Source organism: Rhizobium sp. K102, assembly GCF_022385315.1.
GTDB lineage: Bacteria > Pseudomonadota > Alphaproteobacteria > Rhizobiales > Rhizobiaceae > Rhizobium > Rhizobium croatiense.
On the sequence record NZ_CP092436.1, the window covers coordinates 3522863 to 3540000 of the forward strand.

12 protein-coding genes, 1 tRNA gene, 2 rRNA genes and 2 pseudogenes (1 of these 17 cut by a window edge) are annotated in these 17138 nt (G+C 59.3%); 4 read left to right on the forward strand and 13 right to left on the reverse strand.

Annotation, left to right across the window (positions count from 1 at the left end):
* The first annotated feature begins 69 nt into the window (after positions 1 to 69).
* Entirely contained in the window at positions 70 to 1353 is a 1284-nt protein-coding gene (locus tag MHI61_RS23410) for an ABC transporter substrate-binding protein (protein ID WP_239790767.1), read from the forward strand.
* Positions 1354 to 1458: 105 nt separating this feature from the next.
* On the opposite strand, the gene MHI61_RS23415 is transcribed toward MHI61_RS23410, so the two are convergent.
* From MHI61_RS23415 to MHI61_RS23435, 5 genes are read right to left on the reverse strand one after another with little or no spacing between them, the layout of a single operon-like run.
* Complete coding sequence (locus MHI61_RS23415) at positions 1459 to 2430, reverse strand: glycosyl hydrolase (RefSeq protein ID WP_239790768.1); 972 nt, start codon at positions 2428 to 2430, stop codon at positions 1459 to 1461.
* A gap of 3 nt (positions 2431 to 2433) precedes the next feature.
* Positions 2434 to 2955 carry a DUF995 domain-containing protein gene (locus MHI61_RS23420; RefSeq protein WP_239790770.1) on the reverse strand — a complete coding sequence of 174 codons (522 nt, stop codon included), beginning with the start codon at positions 2953 to 2955 and terminating at the stop codon, positions 2434 to 2436.
* A 37-nt stretch (positions 2956 to 2992) separates the two neighbouring features.
* A complete protein-coding gene (locus MHI61_RS23425; protein WP_239790772.1) occupies positions 2993 to 4861 on the reverse strand; it encodes a glycosyltransferase family 2 protein in 1869 nt (622 codons plus the stop codon).
* Positions 4858 to 5841 (reverse strand): UDP-glucose 4-epimerase GalE, encoded by a 984-nt coding sequence (galE, locus tag MHI61_RS23430; protein WP_239790774.1) that lies wholly within the window; start codon positions 5839 to 5841, stop codon positions 4858 to 4860. The genes MHI61_RS23425 and galE overlap by 4 nt, the downstream gene beginning before the upstream one ends.
* A gap of 1 nt (position 5842) precedes the next feature.
* The gene (locus tag MHI61_RS23435; protein ID WP_239790776.1) at positions 5843 to 6865 is read right to left on the reverse strand and encodes a UDP-glucuronic acid decarboxylase family protein; all 1023 of its coding nucleotides are present in this window, start codon (positions 6863 to 6865) and stop codon (positions 5843 to 5845) included.
* A gap of 386 nt (positions 6866 to 7251) precedes the next feature.
* On the opposite strand from MHI61_RS23435, the pseudogene MHI61_RS23440 reads away from it, so the two are divergent.
* Positions 7252 to 7574: pseudogene (locus tag MHI61_RS23440) on the forward strand (hypothetical protein).
* Between the two features lie 103 nt (positions 7575 to 7677).
* Here the strand turns inward: MHI61_RS23440 and MHI61_RS23445 are convergent.
* Entirely contained in the window at positions 7678 to 8460 is a 783-nt protein-coding gene (locus MHI61_RS23445) for a response regulator transcription factor (protein WP_239790777.1), read from the reverse strand.
* A 521-nt stretch (positions 8461 to 8981) separates the two neighbouring features.
* On the opposite strand from MHI61_RS23445, the gene MHI61_RS23450 reads away from it, so the two are divergent.
* Positions 8982 to 12164: an AAA domain-containing protein gene (locus MHI61_RS23450; protein ID WP_239790779.1), complete on the forward strand. Its 3183-nt coding sequence runs from the start codon at positions 8982 to 8984 to the stop codon at positions 12162 to 12164.
* Here MHI61_RS23450 and MHI61_RS32825 read toward each other — a convergent pair.
* From MHI61_RS32825 to MHI61_RS23470, 4 genes are all read right to left on the reverse strand, one after another.
* Positions 12159 to 12464, reverse strand: a complete 306-nt coding sequence (locus MHI61_RS32825; RefSeq protein ID WP_009996984.1) for a hypothetical protein — start codon at positions 12462 to 12464, stop codon at positions 12159 to 12161. The two genes, MHI61_RS23450 and MHI61_RS32825, sit on opposite strands and share 6 nt — an antisense overlap.
* On the reverse strand, positions 12464 to 14029 hold the full coding sequence (locus tag MHI61_RS23460) for an IS66-like element ISRel19 family transposase (protein WP_009996985.1): 1566 nt from the start codon (positions 14027 to 14029) through the stop codon (positions 12464 to 12466). The genes MHI61_RS32825 and MHI61_RS23460 overlap by 1 nt, the downstream gene beginning before the upstream one ends.
* 72 nt (positions 14030 to 14101) lie before the next feature.
* Entirely contained in the window at positions 14102 to 14449 is a 348-nt protein-coding gene (gene tnpB / locus MHI61_RS23465) for an IS66 family insertion sequence element accessory protein TnpB (RefSeq protein WP_009996986.1), read from the reverse strand.
* Positions 14446 to 14808 (reverse strand): transposase, encoded by a 363-nt coding sequence (locus MHI61_RS23470; RefSeq protein ID WP_009996987.1) that lies wholly within the window; start codon positions 14806 to 14808, stop codon positions 14446 to 14448. Before MHI61_RS23470 ends, tnpB begins: the two co-directional genes overlap by 4 nt.
* A gap of 99 nt (positions 14809 to 14907) precedes the next feature.
* On the opposite strand from MHI61_RS23470, the pseudogene MHI61_RS23475 reads away from it, so the two are divergent.
* Positions 14908 to 15198: pseudogene (locus MHI61_RS23475) on the forward strand (AAA domain-containing protein); the annotation flags it as partial.
* 209 nt (positions 15199 to 15407) lie between these two features.
* Here MHI61_RS23475 and MHI61_RS23480 read toward each other — a convergent pair.
* From MHI61_RS23480 to MHI61_RS23490, 3 genes are all read right to left on the reverse strand, one after another.
* Positions 15408 to 15484 (reverse strand) — tRNA-Met (locus MHI61_RS23480).
* A gap of 98 nt (positions 15485 to 15582) precedes the next feature.
* Positions 15583 to 15697, reverse strand: a 5S ribosomal RNA gene (rrf, locus tag MHI61_RS23485).
* 207 nt (positions 15698 to 15904) lie between these two features.
* Positions 15905 to 17138: ribosomal RNA gene (locus MHI61_RS23490) — 23S ribosomal RNA — on the reverse strand; it runs 1565 nt beyond the window's last position.

Here is a 17138-nt window from a genome sequence, read left to right on the forward strand (position 1 = left end):
TGCCTGCCGAATGCCCGACGACACTCTGGAGGATTGGCCGCGGGCATATAAGGGACAAGGGAGGATAGTATGCAGGTCAACCGCCGTTCATTCCTGATGGGCTCCGCCGGCGCAGCTGCCGGCCTGGCATTCGCGGGACGCGCCATTCCGGCTTTTGCCGAAGACACGTCGCTGCGCGCCATGTGGTGGGGGTCCAACGACCGCGCCAAACGCACGCTCGACGTCGCCAAACTCTACCAGTCGAAGACACCCGGCGTCACGATCGTCGGTGAATCGCTTTCCGGTGACGGCTACTGGACGAAGCTCGCCACCCAGATGGCGGGGCGCTCGATCGCCGACATCTTCCAGCTCGAACCGGGGACGATCTCCGACTATTCCAAGCGCGGCGCCTGCATGCCGCTTGACGAGTTCGTCCCATCGGCATTGAAGGTTCAGTCCTTCGGCCCCGACATGCTGAAATTGACCACCATCGACGGCAAACTCTATGGCGTCGGCCTCGGCCTCAACTCCTTCTCGATGTTCTTCGACACGGTCGAATTCGAAAAGGCCGGCATTCCGCTGCCGACACCCGATCTCACCTGGGATGAATATGCCAAGCTCGCCGTGGAACTCGCCAAGGCGTCCGGCAAGAGCGGAGGCCCCTATGCGGCCCGCTACGCCTATGTGTTCGACGCCTGGCTGCGCCAACGCGGCAAGAGCCTCTTTGCGAGGGAAAGCGTCGGGCTCGGTTTCACGGCCGACGATGCGACGGAATGGTTCGACTATTGGGAGAAGCTGCGCAAGGCGGGGGGTACGGTGGCTGCCGACGTCCAGACGCTCGACCAGAACACCATCGACACCAATAGCCTCGGTCTCGGCAAATCGGTGATCGGCATGGCCTATTCCAACCAAATGATCGGCTATCAGCTGATCATCAAGAACAAGCTCGGCATCACCATGCTGCCACGGGAAAAGAAAGGCGGGCCGTCGGGCCACTACTACCGCCCTGCGCTGATCTGGAGTGTCGGCGCCACGACGAAGAACGGCGAAGCGGCCGCAAAATTCATCGACTTCTTCGTCAACGACACCGAGGCCGGCAAGATTCTCGGCGTCGAGCGCGGCGTGCCGATGTCGCCGACCGTGCGTGAGGCCATCCTGCCGCAGCTGAACCCGACGGAACAGGAAACGGTCAAATACGTCAACATGCTCAAGGATCAGGTCGGCGAATATCCGCCGCCGGTGCCGATGGGTGCAACCCAATTCGACCAGCGCGTGCTGCGCCCGATCTGCGACGAACTCGCCTTCGAACGGACCTCGCCCGCCGATGCGGCGACCCGGCTCGTCGAAGAGGGTAAGGCAACGCTCAAGGGATGATCGGCTGCCGGATATGAGAGGAGAGGCCCGCAAAACCCCGGCGGGCCTTTCTGTTTTCCTGATTGAAGCGCGTTGCGATCTTATGGATTTGCGCTTCAGATGCTTTCAGTTGGCTGCCAGGCTTTCGACCACGCGCCAGTCCGGCCGGCCGAGATTGAAGGGCCAGGCGTGTACGTCGCGGTCATTGAAATAGACCACTTCCTGAAGGTTCGGGAAGGCGCTCTGCTTCAGCGTCGCGGTTTCGATCCAGGGTCTCATATAGGCGTCGCCGCCTTCGTAGCCGAGCTCTGCGACCCAGACGGGCTTTCCATAGCCGGCGACGAGATCATAGCCCTGCTTCAACGCTTCCGAAAAGGTCCGATGCTTGTTGTAGGCAAGTTCGTCATAGCGCTGGAGCCCGAAAACCGAGAGGCCGACAAGATCGACGTAGTCGTCGCCGGGATAATAGGCATCAAGGCCGGGTTCTCCCTTCGGCGACCACATGAGCTCGGTCCCGGGCGCCTCGTCGCGGACGATATCCATCATCCGTTTGTAGGCGGTGATATAGTCCTGCGGGTTCCAGCCGGACCACGAAAACCGACCTGACTTGTCCTCCATCTCCTGGCCCCAACGGACGATCACAGGGCTCTTCAGCTGCGAGATCATCTGCGCGATTGCCCGCATGTTGACGTCGTAATCGCCCCGCAGCACCTTGCGGCGAAGCTCTTCGGAGGTCAGCCGCCAGTCAACGTCCCAGGACCACGGCTCGACCGTTATCAGCAGGTTACGGCCTCTGGCCTGTGCATAGGCATCCGCAACGCGCAGCGTCTCCAGGTCAACGTCTTCCCATGGCAGGAACAGGGCCTCGGTCGAGACATTGGTCTGAGCGCCGAAATCCCCATGCGGGTCATAGGCGCCGAACTTGATGCCGTCGGCATGAACCACCGGGCGTTTATCGATGATCGTTCGTATGCCGGATGTCTGGTTCGGGGCGATGCCCGCATATTGCATTTCGCTTCGGCCGGGCAAATCCGTGGCGCACAATAGCAGCAGCGCGATCGCGGCGGTCGAGAGGTGGTTTTTCATCAGCGTCTTCATGGCTCACCCTCCTTTTCGGGCAAGTTCCTGGTCCGACAGGAGCTGCTTCAGATCGCGCGCCTTGGCACTGACGGTGTCCGCGGCAACAAGCTTGCGGAATTCGTCATCCTCTCGCACCGAGGAATGCCGAAAGATGTACCAGTTGCCGTTCGGCTGGCGCCGCTGATAGATCGTGTTGCCGATCTTGCGGTGACCGAAACAGGTGCTGGCGCGCGCTGCACCCTCGGCATTCGTCCAGGTGGCACGCATGCAGAGCTGGCCGAGGTCGTCGACAACCCATTTGCCTTCGGCGAAGGACTGCTTGCCCTTGTCGTTCACCCAGGCGACAAACCGCCGGCCATCCTCGATGAAGCGGCCGCCACCGGTGTCCCAGGTCCAGGTCCTGTCGCCGTAGATCCGGTAGAGCTCATAGGCGGTGAGCGGCGTCGGCTCATTCTTCTTTGCGGTCTCGGCGCCCTGCGCCGCCAATGGCAGGCACAGGCTGAGAGCAAGGGCCGCCCCATATAGTCTCGATCCGATACGCATTACATTCTCCTCCTCGACGCTGGCCGGTTCCCCCGGCTCATGCACCTTGTTCGTCGCGTCCCGTGCGTCCGAACCCATTCCATCTGATGCGGAACTTCACGGTCCGGGTTTTGCCGCCGCCCAGACCGGCTCCGGCCACGGCAAATTGCGATTGGCTGAAACTGATGACAGTCTGACCGTGCGAAAGGGCTTCGAGACTGCGCAGCCCATGGCCGCCGGCCTGCATGCCGCCGGTGACGCAGATCGCGAGCCCCGTCGCCGTCGCCAGCCACAGGCCGCGTGACTGCGGCAGCAGCGGCAGCCCGTTCTCGATTGCGTGGCGAAGGACGATCAGCACCGTCAGCAGCAGATAGATGATGAGATTCATCGCGGCGAAGATATAAAAGCCCTGGGCGGCGGCCGCATCGTTGGCGAACACCATGGCGACGGCGCAAAGGCCGGCGAGGCCGATATAGGGCGCGACGATGCGCAGCGGCAAAGACTGCTGCTCCTGCCGGCCTTTCGGCGTGATGCGAAAGTCGACGAAAGAGCCGCAGAGATGGTCGCGAACAGCTGCGAGGCTGCCGGCCAGCGACCATGGCCAACGCAGGAAGATGAAGGCAAGCCCCTCCCAGCCGAACAGTTTCGCATCGTGCGGCCTGAAGGTTGCCGTTGCTCGCCAGAAAACGGCAAACAGCGTCAGCACGATCGATATCGGCGCGAAATGCAGCAGGAAATCCGGATAGGTTACGTTGACGAAGACATGGCCCGTCAGCAAAGCGGCAACCGGCAGCAGGAACATTACGGCCATGATGGCGGAGAAAAGCGGGTACCACAGCTGCGAAAACACGAACTGGAATTTCAGGTGCCAGGGCAGATGGGTGACGTAGCGGCGGGAATATTGCAGCAGGATGGTGACGAGGCTGCGCGACCATTGAAATTCCTGGACGGCGAGATCGACGAAGTTCGCCGGACCGTCGCCGTGAGCGATCGCATCGACGGCATGGACACCGCGCCAGCCGCCGGCATTCATCATCAGCGTCGTCGAGTGATCTTCGGCAAGTTCGGGGCCGAGGCCGCCGATCTCACGAAGGGCTGACGTGCGAACCGCATAGTGGGAGCCGATGCAAAGCGGCGCCCAGCCATTGTTGTAACCGGTCTGCAGCGAACCGTGCAGACTTGCCTCCGCATAGAGCCTTCCCCGCGCCGCCCAGCTTGCCGCCGCATTCGCATCGCAGATGCTGGGCGCGGAGACGTAGCCGATGCCGGGATCGGCAAAGGGGCGCAGGACTTCCCGCAGATAAGTCGGCGTCGGTACATGATCTGCGTCGAACTGGGCGACGAAATCGTAACGCGCATAGCCGAAATGGTCGTAGAAATAGGCAAGATTGCCTTCCTTGCACCGGGTCCGGCGCGGCCAGGTCGTGCGGTGATACGCCGCCACGCCCTTTCGGGTGGAGATCAGCACGCCGTGCTCGGCGCACCAGCGTCTGGTTTCCTCCGAAGGATCCTCGTCGGCCAGCCAGACGTCGAACTCGACGCCGATCTGATCGAGCATCGCCTGCAGTGTGGCGCGGACGACGGCAAAGGGCTCGGACGGCGCCTTGGTGACGACCATCGCCACGCGCCCTTCCGGCAGCCGTGCACGCGAGCTGATCGTCCTGGCATCGAGGAAGATCAGGATGAAATAGGCCGGGACGAGCGTGATCCAGGCGAGCACGGCGGTGATGAGCACGAACGCAGTCCAGGAAATGATATGGGCGGACTGGCACCACCAAATCCAGAAAAACCCAAGTGCGGCCAGCCAGCAGAGGATGCCGAAGCCATAGGCGACGCGTCTGCGGCCGGTGAAAACAGGATCGAATGTTTCGGCGGCGGCGGTTTTCGCAGGCGCGAGGCCATAGCCGATGTGCGAAGCGTCGCTCATGCCGTCACCTCCAGTCCGAAGGTGGGACCGGCGGTGCGGATGATCGTATCGATATCCGAGAGTGCCGGCGCGAAGCCGAGTTCCGCCTTCGCCCTTGCCGTATTGGCAAAAAGGATCGGCGGATCGCCAGCGCGGCGGGAGCGATACCGGACCGGCACTTCACGGCCGGTCGTGCGATGGATGGCTTCAAGAATCTCGCGCACCGAGGTGCCCCGGCCGGAACCGAGATTGACGCTGAGGGAGCCGCCGCCCGCCATCAGGTGATTGACGGCGGCCAGATGCGCCTGCGCGAGATCGCTGACATGGATATAGTCGCGAACGCAGGTTCCGTCCGCGGTCGAATAGTCGGTGCCGAAGATATCGAGCCGCTCCAGCCTGCCGGCGGCAGCGAGAAGGGCGCGAGGAATGAGATGGGTTTCGGGCTCGTGACGCTCGGCAAGTTCGCCATCCGGATCGGCGCCGGCGGCGTTGAAATAACGCAATGCGGCGAAGCGGATGCCATAGGCGGCGGCAAAATCCTCGAGCGCCATCTCGATGATCAGCTTGGTGCGACCATAGGGATTGACCGGCTGTTGCGGGGTTTCTTCCCGTATGGGCAAGGAGGCGGGAACGCCATAGGTTGCGCAGCTGCTCGAAAACACGATCCGGTCGATATCCTGATCGAGGCAGGCTTCGAGCAGCGTGAGGCTGCCGACGACGTTGTTGCGGTAATATTTTCTCGGCATCTCGACGGATTCGCCGACATAGGCGTTGGCGCCGCAATGGATAACGCAATCGGGCGAAAATTCGGCCATTGTCCGGCGCAGCGCCACCGCATCGCCGAGTTCACCCCGGATGAGCGGGCCCCAGCGGACGCTGTCGGCATGTCCGGTCGACAGGTTGTCGTAGGTAACCGGGATCATGCCGGCGCGCGACAGCGCTTTGCAGATATGACTGCCTATGAAACCGGCGCCGCCGGTGACGAGAATGTAGCGGGGCATCTCATACGGCCTCCGCCTTCTCTGTCCAGGCAAGCAGGCCGTCGAAATATTCGACGGTGCGCGCCAGGCCGGCTTCGAGCTCGATGTGAGGCTGCCATCCCAGCTCGGTCATCGCCCGGGAAATATCCGGCCGCCGCTGGCGCGGATCGTCGACGACAGCAGGCAGGTGAACGATGCGGGAACGCGAATTCGTGAGATCCCGGATGATTTCCGCCAGGCGGCGGACGGTGAACTCGCCGGGGTTGCCGAGATTGATCGGGCCGTGGCAGCCGCTGCCGGCTGCCGAGAAACGCAGGAAACCTTCAACGAGATCGTCGACATAGCAGAAAGAGCGGGTCTGCTGGCCGTCGCCGTAGATCGTCAGGTCGGCGTTGCGTAGAGCTTGCACGATGAAATTGGAGACCACGCGACCGTCATCCAGGCGCATACGCGGTCCATAGGTGTTGAAGATGCGGCCGACCTTGATGTCGACGCCATGCGTTCTGTGGTAGTCGAAGAACAGGGTTTCGGCGCTGCGCTTGCCTTCGTCGTAACAGGCGCGCGGCCCGATCGGGTTGACGTTGCCGCAATAGGTTTCGCGCTGCGGGCTCTGATTCGGATCGCCATAAACCTCCGACGTCGACGATTGAACGACGATCGCGCCCGTCTTTCGCGCACAGTCCAGGGTGTTGACGGCGCCGAGCACATTGGTGAGCAATGTGCCGACCGGATCCCGCTGATAATCGGGCGGAGACGCGGGCGAGGCAAAATTGAAGATGCGCGACGCCTCGATATCGAAGGGCTGCCGGACATCATGCTCGATGATGCGAAAACGGGGGTTCGACAGGAGATGATCGACATTCACACGGCGGCCGGTCGAAAAATTATCGAGGCATATGACGCTGTGGCCGCGTAGCAGAAGCCTTTCGCAGAGATGCGAGCCAAGAAAACCGGCCCCGCCATTGACAAGAGCAGTGCCCAGATTCTTGAGCACCGGCACGCCTTCTACTTCAGAATAGCCTTCGCCGGGAACGAAACTACGCATTACAAACTCCTTCCCATGTTTAGTCTTTTGATTTATTCAGGCGCTGCGTGCCTCCATTATCCGGTCAGACATTCATCAACTTGAGTATCTCAACTTGAATAACTCTATTGTTATTCTTCGGATAACCTACTTACTATTCGGATCATAAGACGATTGTTATCGAGGTCAACTTTAAAAGCGTTCTCAATCCAAAATAACTACGAAGTTGTTCTTTGGTGTAACAAATAATTAATCATTTTCTATCTTTTTTTCACGTAGAACGGGTATCCACGCGTCGCTCAAGCTTCGCTCAATCAAGAACGGGTACAAGAGAATTGAAGGGCTGGCCGCGCAGATCTGCACGACCGGTCTTGCATCCGGGAGCGCCATATGCGAGGGGATTGGCCATGTCGAAAAAACACGCCGCAGCGCAGCCGAAAGGCTGGCGTCTATTTCATTTTGCGATGTTTGCCTGGGGAACGACGCTTCTTGCGGTCGGAGCGACGGCCTGTGCGGTCGTTAACGACGAGATAGCCGCCGTCGCGAAAAGAATGTCGTCGTCGTCGAGACGCCACGTGTTTCGAAGGCATACGCCTACCCGGAAAACCGGGCCGTGCGGCCGGCCGCGGCACCTGCCCGCGTCGTCGCCTATCACGGGTCCGCCCCGTATATCTGCTCTCCGAGCGGCTTCGGACAGAAGTCGCGCTGCTTTGCGCGCCCGTCGATCTGAAACAAATCCTTGGAATCGATATCGATGCAAGGATAAAATTATCCGGCAGTTCAACCTGATGCAGCGTTCCTTGCGCGCCTGAACAGACGCGGCGCGCTGCAGATCAGTTGCGCCATCGGCTCGACATCTCGTCATCGCCGACCGGATGGTCGTTGAAGAAGCGGGACGCTGCCTCGGTGCGGTTTCGGACGTTCATCTTCTTGTAGATGTTGCGGACGTGAACCTTCACCGTGTTTTCGGAAAGATGCAGCTTGTCGGCGATGATCTTGTTCTGCGTCCCCTTGCAGATGAGATCCAGGATCTGAACCTCGCGGGTCGTCAAAGCGGAGATGCTGTCGCGTCTCAGCTTGAGCGCATTGTTGCGCGCGGCATCGACCGATTTCGACTGATAGAGTGAAGGCTCCAGCTCGGGGCTCTTGTTGGCGAGACGGTTAAGAAGTGCCGAGGGAAAATGCTCTCCGCCCTTCATCAGCAGATCCACCGCGGCCATGAAGACATCAAGCCGAAGATTGAGCGGCAGGACGCCGTCGATGATCCTTGCCTCGACCAAACGGCTGACATAGGGTTCCAGCATGTCGATGGCCTCGACAACAAGTCCGATCGAGGTTTCCGGGTGATTTTCCCGTACCGCCTTCAACGCGTCCTGAAGCTCAGGCTGAGGTATATGATAGAATAAAACGAGCTTTAGATCGCTGGCATCCTTTTCCAGCATCGGCTTCGTATTTGCTATGCTTGGCACATCGCAGTTCGGGAATTTCTTTGCCAGCGCCTCTACCATGCATTCTGAAAACAGATCCGCCTTGGCAACTACAAGGATAGTATCTCCGGAAGGGCTAGACTTTCTTGCCTGGTCGGTATTCTCCATTCCTGAGCCTGTCATGAACATATACGCCTCCCCTAGCGTTACACTTTACTCAAACGTGAAGCGATGGCGGGTAGAAGATAGTATGAAATGCCGCCCCCTTGATGTCACCGCCCTCTTCTTTAGACATTTCTTAATTATGTTAATACGGATTGAGAAGGAAGGAAATGGCCCAAAGTGATTAGTTTTCGGGGGCGAAAAACGATACATTACTACGCTTCGGTTGTATTTTTGTTATATCATGTACTGCAGCGTTATATTTGCTTTCACTATAGATAATCAGACGAATGTAATATTCCAGTACAAATTGTCATATTTATATGATCTTTGCCAGCGGAGGCGGCCCGCGAACGATCCGACCACACTCGATTATGCCGCCAAGGCCAGCGCTGCCCTTCAACGCCTCCCGCCCGCATCTGCATGGACGCGCCTTGCGCGCTCCCAACGCGTTCGGCCTGGCGCCTAATCACCGTGCTCTTTGATTTTGAGCTGCAATCGCTGCTAAAAGAGGCGAGAGCCACTTAGCAACTCCTCAGTGAGAAGTCATGCAGACCGATGGAGACAGGACAGAACGGGAGCGGCTTCTGGCCATTCTCGATTTTTGGCACAAAATCGAGTTTTTCATACCTTACGATCTCTCCAGTCGGCTCGTCTCAGCGGAAGGACGGACCGTTTTCTGGCTGCATGCAAAAACGCTGTTGCAGGATGGCGCGGCACTCAGCCGTCCTGTCATACCCGAGGAGAAGCAGATTACCGGCTTCACCTTGTTCCTCGGCGTTTTCAGCAAATCCGAAATTGCCGATATCCGCCAGCACTTCGACAGCGTTGCGGCCGATATTGCCGAGTACGAGGATGCAGAACGCGGCGATCTCAATGGCGATACCTGCTTTGCCAGCCTGCGGCTTACGCCGCTGGGACAGCCGATGTTCGAAACCTTTGCGGTTTCCACGCTTCCATGGGCTCTCGGACGCGTGCAGAAATCCGGGCTTGCCTCACTCAGCCATGAGGCGTTTGCCGACAGCAAACGGCAGCTGTCGGAATTGCTTCAAAACTTTCGGGCGCAGCGACAGCTGACATCTTCAGCCTTCGAGGCCGGCATTGATCAGCCGATCGACGCCGCCGAAATCCTGGCGCTGCATGAATTGCTCTGCGATTGGGCGAGCTTTGTCTCGCGCCAGGAGAGGCCCATCGCCGCCGTCGAAATACGCTACCGTGACAGGGCGGAGAGACCCGATCTCATCTCCCTACAGCCACAACAGGAGGACCATGCCCCCAATGCCGACGACGAGGAAGACGAGAGTGCAGACGGTGAAGAAGACATTGGCATCCTGAACAGCTTCTTCGTCGAGGACATCGAAGGGGCGATGATCTGCGTCAAGCAGGGTAATGTCCCAGAGCCGCTCAGGCGATATCTCACCCCGCTGACCGATGAAAAGCGGGTCGACCTCTATTCGCAAGATGGGCGCCGCACCATCGTTCGGGCCCTGCATCCCGCCAATCTCAACCGCGGACGCTGGCTGAGCGAACCTCACCTCGCCATGAGCCTCATGCAGCAGTTCGCGATCAATTCGGCGATCGGCGACCGCTCGGAAACCGGACTGTTCTCGGTCAACGGTCCGCCCGGCACCGGAAAGACGACCCTGCTGCGCGACATGTTCGCGGACAATATCGTTCGGCGGGCTCGGATCCTGGGCGGCCTCGAGACGGCACGCGATGCCTTTGACGGCGCGCCGCGCCGCGTCACTTTTGCCGACCGCAGCACGGCCTCGATATCGACGCTGATCCCGGCGCTCGCCGGATTCGAAATGATCGTCGCGTCCTCCAACAATGCCGCCGTCGAGAATATCTCGCGCGACCTTCCCAAGCAGAGCTCGATTTCGAAGACGTCTTCCTTCCGTTACCTGCAGACGGTCGCTCATAAAATCGCCTGCCAGAAGGACAATGGGGGCGTGATCAAACTCTCCGACGGCGATCGCCCGTGGGGATTGATCGCCTGTGTGCTCGGCAATTCCAGGAACCGTCGAGCGTTCAAGGAACGCTTCGCCTTCATGGAAATCACCGACAGGCCGAAGCCCGGCTGGTCGGGCGCCCAGAAGCCGCAGACCATCTGGGAATGGCTGAAGAGCTATGAGGGACCGACCTTCGCCGAAGCATCGGCCGCCTTTCATGCCGCCGACGACGTGGTTCGCGACAAGATCGGCCAATATGCGCGCTATGCCGATCTCCGTCATGAAATCGCGCATGTTACGCAGGATGCATTCTGCCGCGAACCGCTGGAAAAGCTGGCCGCCGCCGCTGACGACCTTCGCCATGCGCAGAACCAGTGCGACGAGATCGCGGCGGAAATGGGCCGGATCAAGGACAGTTTGTCTTCTTTGAAAGAGGAGGAACAGCTGCTCGACCGCAGCGCTCCGGCGCGATGGAAGAGAGTGCTAGCGACCAACCCCGCCCGGCAGCATCGGCAAGACGTCGTCGGCAATGCGCGCAAGCAACTGGAGCTGCGCAAGGCGCTGGCAGAATGCGAAGCTCGGCTTGCGAAGACGGATAAACCCGCGCTGGAACGCGCTTTACGGGCGCATGACCAAGCCGAACGGGCACTGCGGTCACGACGGAAAATCTGGCTTGCGAAGACAGAAGAAGTCGAGCGGATGGGAGAAATTCTCGATCATCCCGCCGCGCCGGAGCGCCTCGGCGACCTCGAAAGCGATCAGGTGCAGATTGACGGTCTCTGGCATCAGGACGAACTGGCGGCTCTGCGTTCGGCATTGTTCGAAGCAGCGTTGACGCTGCATGAAGCGTGGCTGGCTGAGGTCGGCCGGAAGGGCGGAGGTTTCGGCGGAAATATCGTTGCCGTCAGCAAGCTGCTGTCCAACAACAATCCCGTCGATGACAAACATATTGCATCGATCTGGCAAAGCCTCTTCATGGTCGTTCCCATCGTCTCGACGACATTCGCCTCCTTCGCCCGGCAGTTCCGTGGTCTCGAAGCCGGCTCGATCGGCTGGGTCTTCATCGATGAGGCCGGCCAGGCCGTGCCGCAGGCAGCGGTCGGGGCCTTGTTGCGGGCGCGCCGCGTCATGGTTATCGGCGATCCCCAGCAGATCGAGCCGGTCTTTACTCTTCCGAGCGCGCTGATCGGCGCAGCTTCGGCTCTCTCACCGCACACGGCGCAAGGCCAATATTCGCCGAACAGGGTGTCAGTGCAGATGCTGGCCGATGCCGCCAATCGCTACGGAACAACGCTTCAAAACGAGGAAGCAGACGGGCTCTGGATCGGCAGCCCGCTCAGAGTGCATCGACGCTGCATCGATCCGATGTTCAGCCTCGCCAACCAGATCGCTTACCAGAACAAGATGATCTTCGGGCTGGCAGAGCGCCGGCCGGCTGGCGACGCGCCGCCCTTCTATGGCGACAGCGCCTGGATCGACGTCAGGGGCAAGGTTTCGGGCAAGCAGGCCGTTGCGGAGCAGACGGACTTCATCGTCGATCTGCTCGCCGCGACCTACCGCCGGTCCGGTGCATTGCCGGACCTCTACATCATCTCGCCGTTCAAGGAGGTGAAGAACAGTCTGAGACGGGCGTTGACCCACGCGCGATGGACCGACCAGGACGGATACACGGGCGCATCTCCACCGAAACTGCAGAAGTGGCTTCAGGAACGGATAGGCACTGTGCATAGTAAGCGTCCGGCGAACGCATTTTCGGGTGTCGAGAGATGGAATCTATAGGCCGCGTTTCATCTCATCGGCCATGATGCGGTCGATTATTTCGGGATCGCACTGTGTGTCGATGAGGAACTCGCGGATACCGCCGTCCCACGTCCTGATGTCGGCGAGTAGGCTTTGAAGTTCTTCGATGCCATTCTCGGTCAGACCCTTCGTGCCGTCTTCACTGCCATCGCCGACGTAAACCAGTTCGCCTTCGGAGATGTTGTCCGAGTTTGCGGTCACTTCTTCGATCAGTTCGAGGTTTTCGCCGATCATGCCGGCGACTTGGCTGAGTGTGTAGATGAACCTCGAGCGCGCCATCAGGCGGCCTCGCATCGAGCTTTTGCCGGCGTCCAGTTCCAAGGCAGGAGGTCTTCAATTCGGTCTTCGGGGTGATCCTGGATCCGGGTCAGGACATCCGTCAGATAGACCTCTGGATTATGGCCTTGCAGTTTGACCGTCTCGATGATGGTGAGGATGTTGGCGATGCGCTCGCCGCCCTTGTCCGAGCCGGCAAACAGCCAGTTCTTCCTTCCAATTCCAAGCGGACGCATGGCTCGTTCAGCGATGTTGTTGTCGATTTCGACACGGCCATCGTCGATGTAGACGCTTAAGGCTGCCCATCGCGACAGGGCATATCGCATCGCCTCGGCCAGCCTCTGCTTCTGAGGCAAAGTCGAGAGTGTCGCCTCGATCCAGGCCTTGAGTTCGTCCAGAACAGGCCGGGCATGGTGTTGGCGCAGGGTGCGCCGCTCGTCAGCCGACATGCCTCGGATACGGTTCTCGATATCGTAGAGAGCGCCGATGCGTGACAGCGCTTCCTCAGCGATCGGAGACGGCTTGAGCTTTATCACATCATGGAACTTGCGGCGCACATGCGCCATGCAGGCGGCTTCAATGATCTGGTTGCCATAGAGCTTCTTGTAACCCCCGTAGCCGTCGGCATGCATGACGCCGCTGAAGCTTGCCAGGTGATCAGCCGGATGTGCGCCCCTGCGGTCGGGGCTGTAGTAATAGGCAATGGCTGCGGGAGTGGCGGATTGATAGCCACTGCCGTCAAAGATGTAGACCCAGACCCTGCCGGTTTTTGTCTTGCCCCGCCCGGGGTCGAGAACATCGACCGGGGTATCGTCCGTATGTATTCGGTCGAGTGCGGCGATATGGGCCCTGATTAACAGGACAAGTGGTGTCAGCAATGCAGATACCCGGCCGACCCAGTCGGCCATTACGGATCGGGAGATGTCTATCCCCAACCGGTCGTACATCTCTGACAGGCGGTAAAGGGGAATGTGATCGTCGAATTTGGCGATCATGATGTGGGCGAGCAGCCCCGGCCCGGGTTTGCCGCGCTCGATCGGCAAGGTCGGCATCTCGCCAGCCACTGTCGTATCGCATTCCCTGCAGATCATGCGCTTCTCGACATGCCGGACAATCTTGACCGACGCCGGCACGTGCTCCAGCACCTGGACCACTCTGTCGGCCGCCTTCAGGAACGAAGTGCCACCGCAGGTCGGGCAATTGCAGGGAGCTGCATAGACCAGTTCTTCGGTGGTGAGATCATCGGGTAGAGGCTTGCGCTTCGGCTTCTCGGATGCGTCGTCCAACTCCGGCAGAGGCGGTTTCCCGGAGCGCTGTTCAGCCTCGGCCCGGGAGGCCTCGATCTCCTCCAACATCAGCTCGAATTGCTCGATCTTCCTGTCGATCTTTTCCGAAGACGCGCCATGTTGCCGATGTCGGAGAAGCTCCAGTTGCGCGCGAAGAAGCCCGATTATGGAGTCTCGCTTGATGACCTCGGCTTCCTGGCTCTCAAGTTTTGCCGCCTGTTCCGCGACGAGTGCGCGCAAAGTATTGAGCTCGTCCTGACTGTCCAGCGGCGCTGTTTCCATATCCGCGAAACTAGCCGATTTGCCTCTGACGCACCAGCGTTAAGCTTCCCATGCCCCTGCAAAATATAGCTTTTATCCCGTTCGGCCGGGAGCGGAAGTCCACGCCGGGCGTCGCCAATCGATCCCCTCAACGAGCATCGAAAGCTGCGCCTGCGTCAGGTGCGCTACACCCTCTTTCGCCGTCGGCCAGGGAAAGTATCCGCGCTCCAAAATCTTGTAGAACAGACAGAACCCCTGGCCATCCCACCAAAGAAGCTTGATCCGGTCCGCGCGTTTTCCGCGAAAGCCGAAGATTGCGCCCGAGCCCGGTGCCTCCCTCACGACCGTCTCGACCAGCGCGGACAGACCATCAATGCCACGCCGCATATCGGTCACTCCGCAGGCCAGATAGACCCTCACATTCCCCGATGGGCCGATCATACCGCCTCCACGCAAGCGACGAGCGGGCCAAGCAGCTTCAACTCAACGTCAACCGCAACCTTCAAGCTCCGACCGTTTCGAAGCAAGATCTCAACGATCGTCGGCCTTGTTGATGCGGTAGACGGCTGGCTTACGCCAACCTCCTCCGTGATTTCCACCGGGAGGAACACCGTCGGCCGATCGGCATAGTTGAATGATTGCCGCCACAAGCGGATCTGGCCCGGATGAATGTCGTGCCGGCGCGCCACATCGCCAATGCGAGCACCGGGCTCATCAGCTTCCGCAAGTATCCTCAGCTTCGCCTCGTCCGACCAACGCCGTCTGCGCTCGGTACCGGACATGATCTCTATGCGAGCCATGAAACCTCTTCGTTCTGGTATTAATGTCAGCACTAATGCTGGTTCTAATGCCAGAACATCGCCTGATTTGGCCGATCAGCAAAAACAGCTCACCGTACGCTCACTGTGCATACGTTCCAGGGCAAGGAAGAGGATATCGTTTTCATGGTGCTCGGCGCCGATGCCGACCATCGCGGAGCGGCCGGCTGGGCCGCCTCCAAGCCAAACCTCTTGAACGTCGCGCTGACGCGCGCCAAGCGCCGCTTCTACATTGTCGGCGATCGCACGCTCTGGCAAACGCTGCCATATTTCAGGGAGGCGGCGAACGCACTGGAGACGGTCCAGGCCGCGGAATTCCTGGCACGGAATGCGCTGGAGATGAGGGATCGGAACCCGGTCCTTTGGGACTGAGTGCTCGCTCAGATGTGTTCTGGAATCAAAAAAGCCCGCCGGATTGGCGGGCTTTTGAGTATTGTCTATTGAAGAGTTTGGTTGCGGGGGCAGGATTTGTAGTTTTCTATCCCGCTTCGTCGGCTTTGCCTCCTTGCGGGCCCCTGAAGAGGCGTTAAATCCTCGACCCGTTACCAAACAAAAAGCCCGCACGAGGCGGGCTATTTATTTGGTTGCGGGGGCAGGATTTGAACCTGCGGCCTTCAGGTTATGAGCCTGACGAGCTACCGGGCTGCTCCACCCCGCGGTATATTGTAACACGAAAGGCCGCTTTGTGGGCGGCCCTTTGATCGGCTTTGGGCCGTAGAGTTTTGTGATTGAGAAGATTTTAGTTGCGCTTTGCAGACCTGGCAGCGACCTACTCTCCCGCGTCTTAAGACGAAGTACCATGGGCGCAGGGGCGTTTCACGGCCGTGTTCGGAAAGGGAACGGGTGCAGCCACCCCGCCATAACCACCAGGTCGGCAAAGCGCAACTTTTGATTTGAGAAGCTGGTACACGAGTGACTAGTGATTAGTGACTAGTCGGTAGTGTTTTGTTTTGAACACGTCTTTGGCCTTCAACCGGACGAACACTTCGTGTTCGCCGGGACCGGGCAAAGGCTGGCGCCTTCGCCTTGTCAGGACGACCGCTTTGCGGTCGCCTTGAGATGAGCACAGTCAATGAGAACGATCAAGCCGATCGAGCTATTAGTACCGGTAAGCTTCATGCGTTGCCGCACTTCCACACCCGGCCTATCAACGTGGTCGTCTTCCACGGCTCTGATAGGGAACACTCGTTTTCAGGTGGGTTTCCCGCTTAGATGCCTTCAGCGGTTATCCCGTCCATATATAGCTACCCTGCTATGCCCTTGGCAGGACAACAGGTCCACCAGAGATATGTCCATCCCGGTCCTCTCGTACTAGGGACAGATCCTGTCAATATTCCTACACCCACGGCAGATAGGGACCGAACTGTCTCACGACGTTCTGAACCCAGCTCACGTACCGCTTTAATTGGCGAACAGCCAAACCCTTGGGACCTGCTCCAGCCCCAGGATGCGATGAGCCGACATCGAGGTGCCAAACAACCCCGTCGATATGGACTTCTTGGGGGTCATCAGCCTGTTATCCCCGGCGTACCTTTTATCCGTTGAGCGATGGCCCTTCCACGCGGGACCACCGGATCACTATGACCGACTTTCGTCTCTGCTCGACTTGTCAGTCTCGCAGTCAGGCGGGCTTATGCCATTGCACTCGACGACCGATTTCCGACCGGTCTGAGCCCACCATCGCGCGCCTCCGTTACTCTTTCGGAGGCGACCGCCCCAGTCAAACTACCCACCATACACTGTCCCGGACCCGGATGACGGGCCGCGGTTAGACATCCATGACGATAAGGGTGGTATTTCAAGGATGGCTCCACGGAAACTGGCGTCCCCGCTTCAAAGCCTACCACCTATCCTACACATGCCGACACGAATGCCAGTGTAAAGCTATAGTAAAGGTGCACGGGGTCTTTCCGTCTGACCGCAGGAACCCCGCATCTTCACGGGGAATTCAATTTCACTGAGTCTATGTTGGAGACAGCGGGGAAGTCGTTACGCCATTCGTGCAGGTCGGAACTTACCCGACAAGGAATTTCGCTACCTTAGGACCGTTATAGTTACGGCCGCCGTTTACTGGGGCTTCGATTCAAAGCTTGCACCTCTCCTCTTAACCTTCCAGCACCGGGCAGGCGTCAGACCCTATACGTCGTCTTGCGACTTCGCAGAGCCCTGTGTTTTTGATAAACAGTCGCTACCCCCTGGTCTGTGCCACCCCATCATACTTGCGTAAAATGGGGTCACGCTTCTTCCGAAGTTACGCGTGCAATTTGCCGAGTTCCTTCAACATAGTTCTCTCAAGCGCCTTGGTATACTCT

What these genes read in the sequence shown, in the direction of transcription:
- MHI61_RS23410 (WP_239790767.1), top strand. Translation starts at nt 70, where the DNA reads ATGCAGGTCAACCGCCGTTCATTCCTGATGGGCTCCGCCGGCGCAGCT.
- MHI61_RS23415 (WP_239790768.1), bottom strand. Translation starts at nt 2,430, where the DNA reads ATGAAGACGCTGATGAAAAACCACCTCTCGACCGCCGCGATCGCGCTG.
- MHI61_RS23420 (WP_239790770.1), bottom strand. Translation starts at nt 2,955, where the DNA reads ATGCGTATCGGATCGAGACTATATGGGGCGGCCCTTGCTCTCAGCCTG.
- MHI61_RS23425 (WP_239790772.1), bottom strand. Translation starts at nt 4,861, where the DNA reads ATGAGCGACGCTTCGCACATCGGCTATGGCCTCGCGCCTGCGAAAACC.
- galE (WP_239790774.1), bottom strand. Translation starts at nt 5,841, where the DNA reads ATGCCCCGCTACATTCTCGTCACCGGCGGCGCCGGTTTCATAGGCAGT.
- MHI61_RS23435 (WP_239790776.1), bottom strand. Translation starts at nt 6,865, where the DNA reads ATGCGTAGTTTCGTTCCCGGCGAAGGCTATTCTGAAGTAGAAGGCGTG.
- MHI61_RS23445 (WP_239790777.1), bottom strand. Translation starts at nt 8,460, where the DNA reads ATGTTCATGACAGGCTCAGGAATGGAGAATACCGACCAGGCAAGAAAG.
- MHI61_RS23450 (WP_239790779.1), top strand. Translation starts at nt 8,982, where the DNA reads ATGCAGACCGATGGAGACAGGACAGAACGGGAGCGGCTTCTGGCCATT.
- MHI61_RS32825 (WP_009996984.1), bottom strand. Translation starts at nt 12,464, where the DNA reads ATGGCGCGCTCGAGGTTCATCTACACACTCAGCCAAGTCGCCGGCATG.
- MHI61_RS23460 (WP_009996985.1), bottom strand. Translation starts at nt 14,029, where the DNA reads ATGGAAACAGCGCCGCTGGACAGTCAGGACGAGCTCAATACTTTGCGC.
- tnpB (WP_009996986.1), bottom strand. Translation starts at nt 14,449, where the DNA reads ATGATCGGCCCATCGGGGAATGTGAGGGTCTATCTGGCCTGCGGAGTG.
- MHI61_RS23470 (WP_009996987.1), bottom strand. Translation starts at nt 14,808, where the DNA reads ATGGCTCGCATAGAGATCATGTCCGGTACCGAGCGCAGACGGCGTTGG.